Annotated in this window: 13 protein-coding genes and 1 pseudogene; 6 read left to right on the forward strand and 8 right to left on the reverse strand. The window is 56.0% G+C overall.

All coding sequences use genetic code 11. The annotated features are described in order from the left end of the window. Positions 1-3 precede the first annotated feature (3 nt). From ACJ69_RS10995 to ACJ69_RS11015, 5 genes are all read left to right on the forward strand, one after another. Positions 4-399: a CidA/LrgA family protein gene (locus ACJ69_RS10995; protein WP_023312463.1), complete on the forward strand. Its 396-nt coding sequence runs from the start codon at positions 4-6 to the stop codon at positions 397-399. Next, positions 396-1,091, forward strand: coding sequence for a CidB/LrgB family autolysis modulator (locus ACJ69_RS11000; protein ID WP_047647262.1), 696 nt, complete (start codon positions 396-398; stop codon positions 1,089-1,091). The genes ACJ69_RS10995 and ACJ69_RS11000 overlap by 4 nt, the downstream gene beginning before the upstream one ends. A gap of 129 nt (positions 1,092-1,220) precedes the next feature. Continuing rightward, on the forward strand, positions 1,221-2,105 hold the full coding sequence (gene cdd, locus ACJ69_RS11005; protein WP_059347044.1) for a cytidine deaminase: 885 nt from the start codon (positions 1,221-1,223) through the stop codon (positions 2,103-2,105). Positions 2,106-2,231: 126 nt separating this feature from the next. Next, the gene (gene sanA / locus ACJ69_RS11010) at positions 2,232-2,948 is read left to right on the forward strand and encodes an outer membrane permeability protein SanA (RefSeq protein ID WP_008500918.1); all 717 of its coding nucleotides are present in this window, start codon (positions 2,232-2,234) and stop codon (positions 2,946-2,948) included. Positions 2,949-3,072: 124 nt separating this feature from the next. After that, complete coding sequence (locus ACJ69_RS11015) at positions 3,073-4,461, forward strand: glutamine synthetase family protein (protein ID WP_054829877.1); 1,389 nt, start codon at positions 3,073-3,075, stop codon at positions 4,459-4,461. Positions 4,462-4,510: 49 nt separating this feature from the next. Here the strand turns inward: ACJ69_RS11015 and mglC are convergent, their stop codons facing one another. From mglC to ACJ69_RS11050, 7 genes and pseudogenes are all read right to left on the reverse strand, one after another. Beyond that, entirely contained in the window at positions 4,511-5,521 is a 1,011-nt protein-coding gene (gene mglC, locus ACJ69_RS11020; RefSeq protein ID WP_008500921.1) for a galactose/methyl galactoside ABC transporter permease MglC, read from the reverse strand. A gap of 15 nt (positions 5,522-5,536) precedes the next feature. Next, positions 5,537-7,057 carry a galactose/methyl galactoside ABC transporter ATP-binding protein MglA gene (gene mglA, locus ACJ69_RS11025; RefSeq protein ID WP_059347045.1) on the reverse strand — a complete coding sequence of 507 codons (1,521 nt, stop codon included), beginning with the start codon at positions 7,055-7,057 and terminating at the stop codon, positions 5,537-5,539. 79 nt (positions 7,058-7,136) lie between these two features. Beyond that, positions 7,137-8,135, reverse strand: a complete 999-nt coding sequence (gene mglB, locus ACJ69_RS11030) for a galactose/glucose ABC transporter substrate-binding protein MglB (RefSeq protein ID WP_023312468.1) — start codon at positions 8,133-8,135, stop codon at positions 7,137-7,139. A gap of 295 nt (positions 8,136-8,430) precedes the next feature. Continuing rightward, on the reverse strand, positions 8,431-9,453 hold the full coding sequence (gene galS / locus ACJ69_RS11035; protein WP_029740403.1) for an HTH-type transcriptional regulator GalS: 1,023 nt from the start codon (positions 9,451-9,453) through the stop codon (positions 8,431-8,433). A 155-nt stretch (positions 9,454-9,608) separates the two neighbouring features. Then, entirely contained in the window at positions 9,609-10,766 is a 1,158-nt protein-coding gene (gene yeiB, locus ACJ69_RS11040) for a DUF418 domain-containing protein YeiB (protein WP_059347046.1), read from the reverse strand. Positions 10,767-10,785: 19 nt separating this feature from the next. Then, a complete protein-coding gene (gene folE / locus ACJ69_RS11045) occupies positions 10,786-11,454 on the reverse strand; it encodes a GTP cyclohydrolase I FolE (protein WP_008500927.1) in 669 nt (222 codons plus the stop codon). Between the two features lie 102 nt (positions 11,455-11,556). Beyond that, a pseudogene (locus ACJ69_RS11050) lies at positions 11,557-12,704 on the reverse strand (YbfB/YjiJ family MFS transporter). 138 nt (positions 12,705-12,842) lie between these two features. Between ACJ69_RS11050 and fghA the strand changes: the two are divergent. Further along, a complete protein-coding gene (gene fghA, locus ACJ69_RS11055) occupies positions 12,843-13,670 on the forward strand; it encodes an S-formylglutathione hydrolase (protein WP_059347047.1) in 828 nt (275 codons plus the stop codon). 111 nt (positions 13,671-13,781) lie between these two features. On the opposite strand, the gene cirA is transcribed toward fghA, so the two are convergent. Then, positions 13,782-15,752, reverse strand: coding sequence for a catecholate siderophore receptor CirA (gene cirA / locus ACJ69_RS11060; RefSeq protein ID WP_059347048.1), 1,971 nt, complete (start codon positions 15,750-15,752; stop codon positions 13,782-13,784). Between the last annotated feature and the right edge of the window lie 24 nt (positions 15,753-15,776).

Raw genomic sequence — 15,776 nt, forward strand, 5'->3', positions numbered from 1 at the left:
ACCATGAGCAAATCATTGAACATTATCTGGCAATATCTGCGCGCATTCGTTCTGATATACGCCTGCCTGTATGCCGGGATATTCATCGCGTCGCTGCTGCCCATCGTCATTCCCGGCAGCATTATCGGTATGCTGATCCTCTTTGTTTTGCTGGCGCTGCAAATCCTGCCCGCAAAATGGGTCAATCCCGGCTGCTTCGTCCTTATTCGCTACATGGCGCTGCTTTTCGTGCCTATCGGCGTCGGGGTCATGCAGTATTTTGATTTGCTCAAGGCCCAGTTCGGCCCGATTGTGGTCTCCTGCGCGGTCAGTACGCTGGTGGTTTTCCTTGTGGTGAGCTGGAGTTCGCATCTGGTGCATGGCGAACGTAACGTGGTCGGGGAGAAAACAAAAAAATGATGGCCAATATCTGGTGGTCGCTGCCGTTAACCCTGGCGGTGTTCTTCGCCGCGCGCAAGCTTGCCGCACGTTTTAAAATGCCGTTGCTGAACCCGCTTCTGGTGGCGATGGTGGTGATCATTCCGCTCCTGCTGCTCACCGGCATTCCTTACGAACGCTACTTTGCCGGCAGCAAAATTTTAAACGACCTGCTGCAGCCTGCCGTTGTGGCGCTCGCCTTTCCTTTATATGAGCAGCTCCACCAGATCCGCGCCCGCTGGAAATCCATCATCACCATCTGTTTTGTGGGCAGCCTGGTGGCGATGATCACCGGCACGTCGGTAGCGCTGTTGATGGGGGCCTCCCCGCAGATTGCCGCCTCTATTCTGCCTAAATCGGTGACCACGCCTATCGCGATGGCAGTGGGTGGCAGCCTTGGCGGGATCCCGGCCATCAGCGCGATGTGCGTCATTTTCGTCGGTATTCTCGGTGCGGTGTTTGGTCACACCCTGCTGAACGGGATGCGTATTCACACTAAAGCGGCACGGGGACTGTCAATGGGGACCGCCTCCCACGCCCTGGGCACCGCCCGCTGTGCGGAGCTGGATTATCAGGAAGGGGCGTTTAGTTCCCTGGCGCTGGTGATCTGCGGGATTATCACCTCCCTGCTGGCCCCGTTCATTTTCCCGCTGATTCTGGCGGTGATGGGCTAAAATTTGCGATGCGTCGCGCAAATTTCATTTTGATTTCATAAGTTGCATACATAATGAGAAGTGGATCACATATAAAGCCCTGGCGGCTCCGTAAACTACCGATCCATTAACCTTTATGAGGCAAACGCCATGCACCCACGTTTTCAAGCTGCTTTCGCCCAGCTTGCAGAGAATTTGCAGTCAGCCCTGGCTCCCGTTCTGGCAGATGCACACTTCCCCGCCCTGCTGACCGCGGAGCAGGTCACGATGCTGAAACAAGCAACGGGACTGGACGAAGACGCGCTGGCTTTCGCACTGCTTCCTTTGGCTGCCGCCTGCGCGCGGGCCGATCTCTCCCACTTTAACGTCGGGGCCATTGCGCGCGGCGTCAGCGGAACCTGGTACTTCGGCGGCAATATGGAGTTCCTGGGCGCGACCATGCAGCAGACCGTTCACGCCGAGCAGAGCGCCATCAGCCACGCCTGGCTGCGCGGTGAAAAAGCCCTGAGCGCCATTACCGTTAACTACACCCCCTGCGGCCACTGCCGTCAGTTTATGAACGAGCTGAACAGCGGGCTGCAGCTGCGCATCAACCTGCCAGGCCGCGCGCCGCACACGCTGGGGGATTATCTGCCTGACGCGTTTGGCCCGAAAGATCTGGAGATCAAAACGCTGCTGATGGACGAGCAGGACCACGGTTACGCCCTGTCCGGCGATGACCTGAACCAGGCGGCCATTCGCGCGGCCAACAAAAGCCACACTCCGTACAGCAAGTCCCCGAGCGGCGTGGCGCTGCAGTGCCGCGATGGCCGGATCTTTAGCGGCAGCTACGCGGAAAACGCCGCGTTTAACCCAACCCTGCCTCCGCTGCAGGGCGCGCTTAACCTGCTGAGCCTGAACGGCTATGACTATCCGGACATTCAGCGCGCTATTCTGGCAGAAATTGCCGATGCGCCGCTGATTCAGTGGGATGCGACCGCCGCGACGCTTAAAGCGCTGGGCTGCACGACGATTGACCGCGTACTGCTTGCGTAATCCTTCCGGCGGGCAGAAATGCCCGCCAGTTTGCTGAAAAACCCCTCAGTTGAGTCGCTGTTTCTTGCGCTAACCAGGCGGGTAAAGTAGCCTGAGTTAAATTTCATCCACGAACGAGCCATCTCCATGTTAAAGCGCGTTTTTTACAGCCTGTCTGTCCTGGTCGGCATACTGCTGTTGATCGTGCTGGGTCTCGACCGCTGGATGAGCTGGAAAACCGCCCCCTACATCTTTGATGACCTGCAGGATCTGCCCTATCGTCAGGTTGGCGTGGTCCTCGGCACCGCCAAGTATTACCGCACCGGCGTGATTAACCAGTATTACCGTTACCGCATTCAGGGCGCGCTGAACGCCTACAACAGCGGCAAGGTGAACTACCTGCTGCTGAGCGGCGATAACGCCCTGCAAAGCTACAATGAACCGGTGACGATGCGTAAGGACCTGATTGCCGCGGGCGTGGATCCTGCCGATATCGTGCTCGACTACGCCGGATTCCGCACCCTGGACTCCATCGTGCGCACGCGTAAAGTCTTCGACACCAACGACTTCATCATCATCACCCAGCGCTTCCACTGCGAGCGCGCGCTGTTTATCGCGCTGCATATGGGCATTCAGGCGCAGTGTTACGCGGTGCCGTCGCCAAAAGATATGCTGAGCGTGCGCGTGCGCGAGTTCGGCGCGCGTTTTGGCGCCCTGGCCGATCTGTATATCTTCAAACGCGAACCGCGCTTTTTAGGCCCGCTGGTGCCGATTCCGGCGATGCACGAAGTGCCGGAAGACGCGCAGGGTTACCCGGCCGTCACGCCCGAACAGCTGCTGGATATGCAGAAAAAAGAGAAATAGCAGGGCCGCCTTTATACTTTCTTTACGCCGGGCCTGACGCTTTTTATCCCCCCTTTACATCGGCTCTTTTAAGCTGAGTTCACTGCCGCTACGGCTTCATTGAAGAATGACTATGAACTCAATAATGAATGCGTTTTTCCTCAAAAGTCTCCGTCCGTATTTTAACTTTCCCGGTTTATCACTTCCTGGCGCACTCAATTCCGGTCTCTGGCTTGATGAAAAAATTGACGCCCTGCAGCACAACATTTCAGTGGAAGTGGCAGATTATCTGGAACGTTACCCGCAGACGAAACATGTAGACGTTTACCTGAACGATATCAACGGCACGATGCGCGGCAAGCGTCTGTCGGTGGAGAGCATGCTGAGCCTGGAAAAAGGCTGTTATTTTCCCCTTTCGGTCTACTCGATGGATCAGAAAGGAAAAATCGCCGCCCCGCTTCATGATGAGCCGGACCGACTCTGCGTTCCGGTCGCCGGCTCCCTGCGCCCCTGTCCGCAGGATCCTCAGCACAACGCGCAGATCCTGCTGACGATGAAAGACAGCGACAATACCCCCTGCCCGCTTGAGCCGCGCGTGATACTGCAGAACGTGCTGGCCCGCTTCCATCAGCACGGCCTCTTCCCGGTGATTGCCCCGGAAATCGAGTTCTATCTGACGGGGCATGACGATCGGGATCCGCAAAATCAGGGCTGTTTTCACATGGATACTACGACAGCCCACGCGGCGCTGTTTGACGAGCTGGAACAGCTGGCGCACCTGCAGCGCATCCCGATGTGCGGGATCGTGGCGGAAGCCGAGTCCGGTCAGTACGAATTAAACCTGAAGCACAGCCATCGCGTCGTTGAGGTCTGCGATAACGTGCTGGCGCTTCGTCGCCTGACCCGATACGTTGCCGAAAAGCACGGCCTGCAGGCCAACTTCATGGCTAAGCCTTTCAGCCAGCTTTCCGGCAGCGGCCTGCACTTCCATTTCAGCCTGAATAACAGTCGCGGCGAAAACGTCTTTGCTTCCCCGGTGGACGCGCTTAACAGCATGATGCGTTTGTGCATCGCGGGGCAGCTGGCGCTGATGCCCGCCTCTGTCGCCATTCTTGCGCCGGGCGTTAACGCGTTTCGTCGTCTGCGTAAAAACCTGACGGAGCCCGTATTTAACTCCTGGGGTTATAACACCCGCTCCGCCGCCCTGCGTATTCCCTGCTCGGATGACCACAACCGTCGTATCGAGTACCGGCTGGCCGGGGCCGATGCCAATCCGTATCTGGTGGCAGCCACTATCCTGACCGGCATGCTGTACGGGCTGGAAAACACCGACGACGAGGATTTGCCCGAACCGCAGCACGATCGTCCCGAACTGCCGCTGTTTCAGCAGGAGGCGATTGAGACCTTTGCCCGCTGTCAGTACCTCACCGACAGCCTGGGCGACGCTTTTTCCGAACAGTGGGTCGCCTGCAAGCTCTCCGAACTCGACTGGTTTGAGCGCATTGTGACCCGAGAGGAGTCACAGCTGGCATAAGGCATAAAAAAGCCCGCTCGATGAGCGGGCCGGATAACGCGAGGAGCAATTACTTCTTACGCGCATACTTCAGTGAATCCAGCGCAACCGCGAAGATAATGATGGCGCCTTTGATAATGTACTGCCAGTACGGGTTCACGCCGATATAGGTCAAGCCGTAGTTGATGACGGTGAAGATGATCACACCGGTCACCACGCCCAGTACCGTACCCACGCCGCCGCTGAAGGAGACGCCGCCCACCACGCAGGCTGCGATTGCATCCAGCTCGTACATGAAGCCAAGGTTGTTGGTTGCAGAGCCGATACGGCCCGCTTCCAGCATCCCGCCGAAGGCGTAGAACACGCCGGACAGGGCATAAATGATGAGCAGGTTCAGGGCAACGTTCACGCCGGACACTTTCGCCGCTTCCGGGTTCCCGCCGATAGCGAAGATGTTTTTACCAAAGCGAGTTTTGTTCCACAGGATCCAGACGAAGGCCACCGCAATCAGCGCATAGAAGGTGATATACGACAGGCGGAAGCTGCCCAGCGCGATAAACCCTTGCGTAAAGGTCGAGAAGCCGCTGTCAAAACCCGAGATTGGGGAAGCACCGACAAAGTCGTAGTACAGGGAGTTGATACCGTAAACGATGATCATCGTACCCAGCGTGGTGATAAACGGCGTCACGTTCAGGTAGGCGATGATAATACCGTTGATCAGACCAATCACCGCACCGATGGCGCAGACAATCAGGATCACCACGAAAATCGGCATGGTGGCCATTTCCGGGAAGACCTTATTGGCGTTTTCCATCGACTGCAGCAGGGTTGCCGCGATAACCGCCGCCAGCCCTACCTGACGACCGGCAGAAAGGTCCGTCCCCTGGGTTACGATCAGGCCCGCCACGCCCAGCGCAATGATAATACGCACGGAGGACTGGGTCAGAATGTTACTCAGGTTCAGCAGGCTTAAGAACGTAGGGTCCTGGAAAATGATGATAGCCAGCAGTACTAAAAGAACAACGTAAATACCGCCTTCTTTCAGGTAAGTGAGAAAACTTTTTTTATTTAACGCACTCATGAGGAGCCCCTGATCTTAAAGGTGCAAAGACGCAAGACGCAAAATTTCGTTTTGCGTTGTCGTTTTGGTGTCAACAATACCGGCAACGAGACCATTGCTCATAACCAGAATACGATCCGTGATCCCTAACAATTCCGGCATTTCGGAAGAAATAATAATGATCCCTTTATTCTTTTTCGCCAGCTCGGCAATCAGCTGATAAATTTCAAACTTCGCGCCGACGTCAATACCGCGGGTCGGTTCATCCAGCATCAGAATTTCTGGCTGGGTTAATAACCAACGTCCGATAATGACTTTCTGCTGGTTACCGCCTGACAGCGAACCAATTTGGGTGCGGTGTCCCGGCGTTTTCACGCGCATGGAGTCAATAACCCATTGGGTATCGCTCTTCATGCGGGAGTTATCCAGCAGTCCGACTTTGTTTTTGTAATTGCGAATGTTAGAAATTAACGAGTTAAAGTTAATATCCAGATAAGCATAAATACCGGTCGAACGACGCTCTTCCGTCACCAGCGCAAAACCATTATTAATGGCTTCGTTGGCGTTGTGGTTGTTAATTTTCTTTCCGTGCAGCGTAATGGTGCCCTGAGTTTTCTCACGGATGCCAAACAGGGTTTCCACGATGTCGGTGCGTTTTGCGCCAACCAGACCGGCAATCCCCAGGATTTCGCCCTTGTGCAGGTCGAAGGAGACATCGCGAATAGACGGCTGACGTAACGAGGTCAGATTGCGCACTTCCAGGATCACTTCGCCCGGCTTGTTTTCTTTGTCCGGGAAGCGCTGATTAAGGGAACGGCCGACCATCATGGCGATGATCTTGTCCATGTCCAGCCCTTCCAGCGGCTGCGTGGCAATCCACTGACCGTCGCGCAGGATGGTAATCTCATCGCACAGCTGGAAGATCTCTTCCATTTTGTGGGAGATATACACAATGCCGCAGCCGCGATCTTTTAGCTTACGAATAATGGTAAAAAGGTGATTAACCTCTTTTTCCGTTAATGACGATGTCGGTTCGTCCATGATGACGATTTTCGCATCATAGGAGAACGCTTTGGCGATTTCGATCATCTGCATCTGGGAGACGGATAATGTTCCCACGCGGGCGCGCGGATCGATATCAATATCCAGCTCATCAAAAATCGCTTTGGTGTCGCGATACATTTTGTCCTGATCGACAAAGACACCCTTGGTTGGATAACGTCCCAACCACATGTTATCCATGACTGAACGCTGCAGCACCAGGTTTAATTCCTGGTGAACCATCGAGATACCGTTTTCCAGTGCTTCTTTCGCTGAATGGAAATCGATCTCTTTCCCCTGAAAAAGAATGCTGCCAGAATCTTTTTGATAGATCCCAAAAAGACATTTTAATAATGTTGATTTACCCGCACCGTTCTCCCCCATCAGGGCATGAATAGAGTGAGGACGAACTTTTAAATTAACATTATCGAGTGCCTTAACGCCGGGAAATGACTTGTTGATACCGCTCATTTCCAACAGGTATTCACCGGATGACTGAGTATTTGTGCTGACCATAATTATACCTTGTTGGCCTCGCATATCGCGTTATAAAAGGGCGCAACGAATTGCGCCCAGTGGAGACAGTACCGCTAACTTATTTACCGATAAACTCAGCCAGGTTGGACTGGTCTACGCCCACGTAAGGTACGCGAACGATTTTGTTTTCAATTTTCCAGCTGGTACCATCAGCCGCGCCTTTGCCATCGGCCAGGTTTTTCGCCAGATCGAAGGTCGCTTTCGCCTGGTTGTTGGCATCGTTTAGAACGGTACCGGCCATCGCACCGGATTTAACCAGCGCCAGCGCTTCAGGCAGTGCATCTACGCCGAACACAGGAATGGAGGATTTGTTGTGTGCTTTCAGCGCTTCTACCGCACCCATTGCCATGGCATCGTTGTTGGCGATAACCACTTCGATTTTGTTCGCATTAGGGCCGGACAGCCACGCGTCCATCTTATCTTTCGCCTGAGCGGTATCCCACATCGCGGTATCTAACGCCAGCTGCTGGGTTTTCAGACCCTTGTCGTTCAGCTCTTTGATAACGTAAGTGGTACGGGCTTCAGCATCCGGGTGGCCGGGTTCGCCTTTCAGCAGCACGAACTGAATCTGACCGTCTTTGTTCAGGTCCCAGTTCGGGTTCGCCGCCCAGTGTTTGGCGATCAGATCGCCCTGAATAATACCTGACTCTTTGGAGTCGGTACCGACGTAATACGCTTTGTCGTAGCTATCCAGCGCTTTACGGGAAGGTTCTTTGTTGAAGAAGACGATTGGCACGTTCTGGCCGCGCGCTTTTTCAATAACCGTGCCTGCTGCAGCCGGGTCAACCAGGTTGATGGCAAGGGCTTTCACGCCTTTCGCCAGCAGAACGTCGATCTGGTCGTTCTGTTTGGACTGGTCGTTCTGGGAGTCGTTCATCAGCAGCTGAACGTCTGGCGCTGCTTTCGCATCTTTCTCAATCGCTTTACGCACAACAGACATGAAGTTGTCGTCGTATTTATAGATGGTCACACCAATACGGGTATCCGCAGCGTGCGCTGCTGCACCAAAAAGCATGCTTGCCATTACGGCAGACAGGGTCAACACCTTCTTATTCATGGTATCTCCGGTTTTTTTTATGCAGGGTAGTTCTTGTGAATAACGATCGGCAGGCAGGTGTTAATAAAACGTTACTGACAGCCGAAGTTCACTTATAAAATTTCTATCTTCCGTGTTCGGTAACGCTCCAGAAATGCGTTTTATTCGTTGTTTGCGGCACATTGGCTATAGTGAAAGTGAATAATCACCGTTACATAGCGTTTCAGCCCCTAAAACGCTGACATCATAGTCAGCGCCTTGTTAAGATACTGTGAATTTACTCACAGATTGAAAACGGTTACATCACCTGATGTAATCAGTTAGTGATCGGAACCACAATTTGCCGGGCCGCGACGGAGTGCCGACGCACTAAAGTCGGCATGAAACAGTGTGTTGCGCCCGGATCCAGCAGCCCTGCCGCCCCCTGTAACGCCAGTTCAGTCGCCAGTTTCGCCATAGAAGCAATGGGATAACGCACCGTTGTCAGCTGCGGATCGGTGTAACGGGCAATCGGAATATCATCAAAACCAATGAGTGATAAATGCTGTGGCACCGCAATGCCGTTATCTTTCAGCGCCGTCAGAGCTCCTGCCGCCATGCTGTCGTTATAGGCAAACACCGCAGTAAGCTGCAGGTTGCGGCCCAGCAGCTCCACCATTGCCGCCTCGCCGCCCTGCATGTCCGGCGTACCGGTGCCCGTCCAGCTTTCTGACGGCGTAATGCCGTGCTCTTTCAGGGCGTTTTGCCACCCCTCGCGCCGCAGGTCGTCATCTTCAATATGATGGCTGGAAGCCAGATAGCCGATCCGCTGATGCCCGTTGTTGATGAGCATTTTCGTCGCCATCATGGCGCCGCTGACGTTATCCAGCCCGACGCAGCGGTGGGCATAGCCGGGAACGATGCGGTTGATCAGCACCATGCCCGGGATCTGATCCATAAAGCCGGTTAGCTCTTCATCGCTCAAGGCTTTTGAGTGGACAATCAGGGCGTTACAGCGCTGGCGGATCAGCACTTCGATGGCGTGTCGCTCCTTTTCCGCCTCATGATAACTATTGCCGATCAGCACATATTTCTGATGCTGCTGGGCGACCACGTCGACCGCTTTGACCAGCGCGCCGAAAAAAGCATCTGATACATCCATCACCACCACGCCGATGGTGTCGCTGACCTGCGTCGCAAGCGCCTGGGCATTGGCATTTGGCCGATACCCGAGCTGGGTCACGGCTTTCATTACGGTTTCACGGGTTTCAGGGCTGACCAGCGCGCTATTGTTCAGCACGCGTGAGACAGTAGCCACAGAAACGCCCGCCTGACGGGCGACGTCACGAATGGTGATCATATTCACCATCCTTCAAAGGATTGCAGCAACTCACAGACACCCCCTGTGTTTAGCAAGGTGGCTATTTTGGCAGCGAGAGAAAGGGGACTACGTGAAGAAGCTCACACTCATGAAAACGCTTACATCCGTTTTGTTAATGATTGTGATCCAGATCGTTATCTGGATGTGTTCCTCAATGATACCCCTGAAGCATGTGCGGTTAACTGACGCCACACCCACTCCAGCGGTCCCTGGCGAAAATAACGTAGCCAGAGAACAGAAAACGCCAGGTTAATTACCCAGACCGGAATAACAAACGCCAGCAGCGTGAGGCGGTCGAATTTCATAAACAGGCCAAGATGATAGAAAAGCGTGGTGCAGATAAGCGTTTGCAGGAGGTAATTGCTCAACGCCATGCGGCCTACGCAGGCGATAGCGCTGACGATCCACAGGCGGGAAAGCGTTGGCCAGAAGCCATAGATCAATGCCGCGTAGCCGATGGTCTGGAACGGTGCGCTCAGCTCGCGCGGCACCTGGAGCAGGAACGCGCACCAGCGGTAATCCCAGTGGATGTGCCACTGCGTGATTATCGCCGGGAGGTTAATCAGCACGCCGATCAGCACCAGCCCGACACCCGTTCGCCGATAGTGACGCAGGCTGAACTCCCCTTTCAGCCAGCCGGTGCGCATCAGTGACGCGCCCATCAGCATCATGCCCGCCAGCTGCCAGCCGTATTGCGCGCCCAGCGCAAGGAGGTTATCCCCCAGCATATCCGCGCGGTTGCTTATCGCTTCCGTACCGCCCTTCAGCTTCCAGTACTGTTCGTACTGCAGGTTAGCGGCATCCGGGATCCAGGAACGGTTCGTCGCCTCGCCGGAGATCATCCCCAGCAGCAGCAGGACCCCAAGCCCCATGACATAGAGCATCACGCCGGTGTTAAACAGGCTTTTTACGCTGTGCGCATCGCGAATCAGACGCCAGCAGATGAGCCCGACTAACCCATACGCGAGAAGAATATCGCCGTCCCAAAAGAACAGGCCGTGGATAAAGCCGAGAAGAACCAGCAGCGTCAGGCGCGACTGTATCCAGCGCGTACCGCGTTTGAGGAGCAGTTGCAGACCAGCGCCAAACAGCAGGGCAAACAGCGTGAGGAATTTAACCTGCGCGAAGAGATCGAGGAGAGCCCAGGTCCAGGCATCACTGCGCGTGATGTCGCCATACCAGGCGGGATTGAGATAAGCCGCCTTCGGCAGGCCGAAGGCGCTGATATTAAGCAGCAGGATACCGAGAATGGCGACGCCGCGAACAAAATCGAGCGTGACGTTTCGCTCCATGGTTCCTGCCCTGTAAGACTTAGTTGTGGTGACGCACGGCGCGCAGGAACTCCTGGCGGGTATTCTGGCTCGATTTGAACAGGCCGCCCAGCGACGTGGTGGTCGTTGCACTGGTCGCATCACGCACGCCGCGCGCCTTCACGCAGTAGTGAACCGCGTCGATAGAGACGGCCACGTTATTCGTGCCCAGCAGCGTTTGCAGCGCGGTCAGGATCTGCTGCGTCAGACGCTCCTGCACCTGCGGACGCTGAGCAAAGAACTGCACGATGCGGTTGATCTTCGACAGGCCAATCACCGTATCTTTTGGGATATACGCCACGGTCGCTTTACCGTCGATGGTCACAAAATGGTGTTCGCAGGTGCTGGTCAGCGTGATATCGCGTACCGTCACCATCTCATCCACTTTCATCTTGTTTTCAATGACGGTGATTTTCGGGAAGTTGGCGTAATCCAGCCCGGAGAAAATTTCGTCGACGTACATTTTCGCGATGCGGTGCGGCGTCTCCATCAGACTGTCGTCACTCAGATCGAGATTCAGCAGCTCCATGATATCGGTCATATGACCGGCAATCAGACGCTTGCGGGTTTCATTGTCCAAATCCTGTACGGGCGGACGCAGTGGCGTTTCAAGACCGCGCGCAACCAGGGCTTCGTGGACCAGGGCAGCTTCTTTACTGAGTGATGACATTTTGTTCTCCTGCAGGTGTGGCGTCTTTTGCCCTCGTTGTGGCAAAAGTATGCGCTCATTGTGCGTGAGGCGGCGCACATAATCCAGTATTCACGACGATAATTATTGCAATTGCTGTTGCCTTTCAGCGTGACGATTCCAGACCAGGACTCCCCGACGAACAGCGCAACGCCCGCCAGCCCCAGCGCGGGCTCCAGCCGGTGGATAAGCCAGGTTGATAACGCCGAGGTCATCGGGCCAATCAACTGACCAATCGCATACCCGGTGGTGAGCAGGCCGGCCATATAGCGCGTGTGGTTTGGCGCCAGCTCGCGACCGTATAAAAGAGAGAGCTGCACGGCACACAGGAAACCGCCCCCCACCAGCAGCCCGCCCGTCAGCAAACCGCCAATCCCCGGCAGCAGCCAGGCCGCCAGCACGCCAGCTCCCTGTAACCAGAGCACGATAGCCAGCCTGCGGTTAGCCGTTGAGGTGTGGCGTAAAAGAATACTGAGCGCAATGCCCACCACGGCGGCGATGCCAAAAATCGGCCAGACAAACTGGGCAAACAGGCTGCCGGGAAAACGCACCGCCGCCATTTGCGACAGGAATGTCGCCGGGAGGATATAGCCAAACCCGGCCAGGCTGTAGCTCCAGACCAGGCGCTTTAAATCCGCCGTCAGCACCAGCGGCTCCGGCGCGGTGCCTGGGCGATGGAGCTGGCCGGATCGCGGAAGGTAGCGCGCCACCAGCGCAATCAGCACCAGCGCCAGCACGCCGTAGATTTGCCATGCCGCTCCGGCCGAAAGGGATTTCGCCTGGATATAAACGGCGAGCAGCCCGCTCAGGGCAATGCCCGCCCCCGGCCCGGCAAACACGGCGGCGCTCAGGCCCGGTTTACCCAGCTGCCCCAGCCGTTCGTTGGTCCAGGCGGCAATGAGTACCATCGACCAGCCGCTCATACAGCCAATCACGAAGCGCAGCAGGCCGTGCACGACGGCGTTATCCGCCGCCGCGGAGAGCAGCGTCAGCGCAACCGCGCCGGTAATGCCAAGCCAGAGGCGCGTTTCCACAAAGCGGTGCGCGCGCATTGCATCCCATGCGCCCACCAGATAGCCCAGATAATTCATCGCCGCGACCAGACCCGCGCTGGTCAGCGTAAGCTGCCCGGCAGCAATCATGAGCGGCACCTGAGGCGTAAAGGCAAAGCGCCCTATCCCCATTGCCACCACCAGAACGACAAACCCACTGAGCGCAATACGCAGCGCCATGACCGCTCCAATTGTTAAATAAAAGTAAATTTATGATGCAGCATCTCGCCGTCTGGCGAAAGTGAAAGTTACTCACAGGTCAATGAAAAGGCTGTATTATGGTTTTTATGAATACGCATTCTCATTAAGGAGCCCTGCATGGAACTGCTCGAAGAGCACCGTTGTTTTGAAGGTCGACAGCAGCGCTGGCGGCATGACTCCACCGTCCTGAACTGTGCGATGACGTTCAGCATTTTCCTGCCGCCGACGGAAAATCCGCCGGTTCTGTTCTGGCTTTCAGGCCTGACCTGCAACGACGAAAACTTCACCACCAAAGCGGGCGCGCAGCGTGTTGCCGCCGAGCTGGGTATTGCGCTGGTGATGCCTGATACCAGCCCGCGTGGCGATGATGTGGCCGACGATGCAGGATACGACCTGGGCAAAGGCGCCGGGTTTTATCTCAATGCGACCGAGCAGCCCTGGGCGCGCCACTACCGCATGTATGACTACATTCGCGACGAGCTGCCCGCGCTGATTCAGTCCGGGTTTGCGGTAAGCGACCGCTGCGCCATCAGCGGACACTCCATGGGCGGACACGGGGCGCTAATCATGGCGCTAAAAAATCCGGGAAAATACGTCAGCGTGTCGGCATTTGCGCCAATTGTGAACCCAACGCAGGTGCCGTGGGGGCAAAAAGCCTTCGCGCACTATCTGGGTGAAGATGAAGCAAAATGGCAGGAATGGGACAGCTGTGCACTGATGCTGGCCAGCAGCTCGGCAACTGCGATCCCGATGCTTATCGATCAGGGCGATGCGGACCAGTTCCTCGCCGGACAGCTGCAGCCTGCGGTGCTGGCAGAAGCGGCACGCCAGAAGGACTGGCCGCTGACGCTGCGCATACAGCCGGGGTATGACCACAGCTATTACTTCATCGCATCCTTTATTGAGGATCATCTCCGCTTCCATGCGGAGCATTTGTTTGGGTAAGTGCGGCTGCGTGCGCTCTGATGCCCTCACCCTGGCCCTCTCCCACAGGGAGAGGGAACAAATACTAAAAACGGCAACTTACGTTGCCGTTTTGCTTTTACCCTGGCCGCATCAGAACTTATAATCCACGCCGACAAAGTAGCGACGGCCATCTTCCGTATAGCTGTAATCGTCACGGCTCAGATCTTTATCCAGCAGGTTCTGCACGCCCGCGCGCAGCTTCACGCTTTTCGTCGCCTGCCACGCGGCGCCGGTATTCCAGATGACATAGCCACCCGGCGTTGCTGCACTGCTGGTCAGCGCGCGTTTCTCACCGGTGTAGTTGCCCTGAACGTAGAACGACCAGTCCTGCGTTGCCTTCCAGTCAACGGTACCGTTGGCGGTATGGAACGGCAGATCGGACAGCGGCTTGTTGCCGCCGTTGCTGATATCGCGACCGTCGTTGTAGGTGTAGTTCAGCGTCACCTTCCAGTCTTCGGCAACCGGGAACTTCACCTCGGTTTCCACCCCGCGGATGCGCGCCTTGTTAACGTTGTAGTAGCGGAAAATCGGCTCACCGTCCGCATTCAGGCCAACGTAGTTAGGGTAACCCTGGGCCTGTTTTGCATTGGCCGTACGGCTGATGCTGATGCGGTCATCCACGTTATTCTGGAAGGTGGTGACGCTGGCCTGCACGCCCTCTAACCAGCCCTCTTCCCCGCTGTAGTACAGGCCGAATTCGAAGCTCTCGCTGGTTTCCGGTTTCAGATCCGGGTTACCGACAATCTCACAGGCACCGCGACACGAGCCGGTGACCCAGTCCGGGCTCAGCTGCAGCAGCGACGGCGCTTTAAACGCGGTGGCCCAGCCCCCTTTCACCGTTACGGTATCGGTCGCGTTGTAAACCAGATAGGCTCGCGGGCTCCAGTGATCGCCGTAGGTATCATGGTCGTCCATACGGATGCCGGTGGTCAGCGCCAGAGGTTCAAAGAGACGCCACTCGTCCTCAAGGAACAGGGCATACTGGCTTGTCGAGGTACTGCTGCTGGAACCGCCCGTCAGGTTGACCGGATCTTTCAGCTTATCGTGACGCCATTCGCCGCCGAAGGTCAGCAGCTGGTTGATTTCGCCCAGCGGCAGCACGTATTTTCCGTCCACCGCGTTGCTCTCGGAGGTGATAGGATTGCTGTTGCCCGGGTTTTTGTTATCCACCTTTTCGCCGTAAACCTTCAGCTCGCTGTTGCCGACGCCCCAACGGCCGTTGTGGCTGAGTGAGTAGTTCTGACGCTCAAGGCGGTTTTTGTCGAGGGAATCCGAGTCGCGATCCTGACGGTCGAAGCCGTAGCCCGCCGTAAAGTCGTGATTTTCAGAGGGTGTCCAGGAGAACTCCACATTCGCATCGCGGCTGGTGAAGCCTTCAATGCGCGGCGTTTCACCGCTCGCCGTGGTGGAGGACTTCTGCTGACCGTCTTTCTCACGCTTCGCGAGGCTACCGTAGGCTTTCAGCCCCAGCAGGCCGTCCACCAGCGGACCGCTGGTATAGAACTGGCCGTTGTACGTGTCTCCACGGTCGCGGTGCTCCTGAATCGTGGAATCAGCGCTCAGGGTGCCCGTCCATTTCTGGCCGATTTTTTTGGTGATAATGTTCACCACGCCGCCCAGCGCATCGGAACCGTACAGAGAAGACATAGGTCCGCGCACCACTTCGATGCGTTCGATGGCGTCAACCGGCACCCAGTTGAGGTCGAAATCATTATGGCGGAACACCGCGTTACGCGAGTTGACGCGCTTGCCGTCGATCAGGATCAGCGTATAGCTGCTGTCCAGTCCACGAATACTTACCCCTTTACGGTTGTCCCCTTCGCTCGTGAGCTGAACGCCCGGCACCTCCCGTAACACATCTTTCAGATTCTGAACGGGTTTGCGCTGCAAATCTTCCTGGGTAATCACGCTGATGCTTGCCGGTGCGTCTTTCAGGTTTTGCTCGGTCGCGGAGGCCGTTACAACCATTGTGTCGCCGGATTCCGCTGCGATAACAGGCAGGGCCAGGGACATTGCGGACGCACAAAGTCCTCCCCTGACGAAGGGATTCAACCTAAACATTCCATATCTCCATGAGGTAAATAC

It is taken from the genome of Enterobacter asburiae (assembly GCF_001521715.1).
Classification (GTDB): Bacteria; Pseudomonadota; Gammaproteobacteria; order Enterobacterales; family Enterobacteriaceae; genus Enterobacter; species Enterobacter asburiae.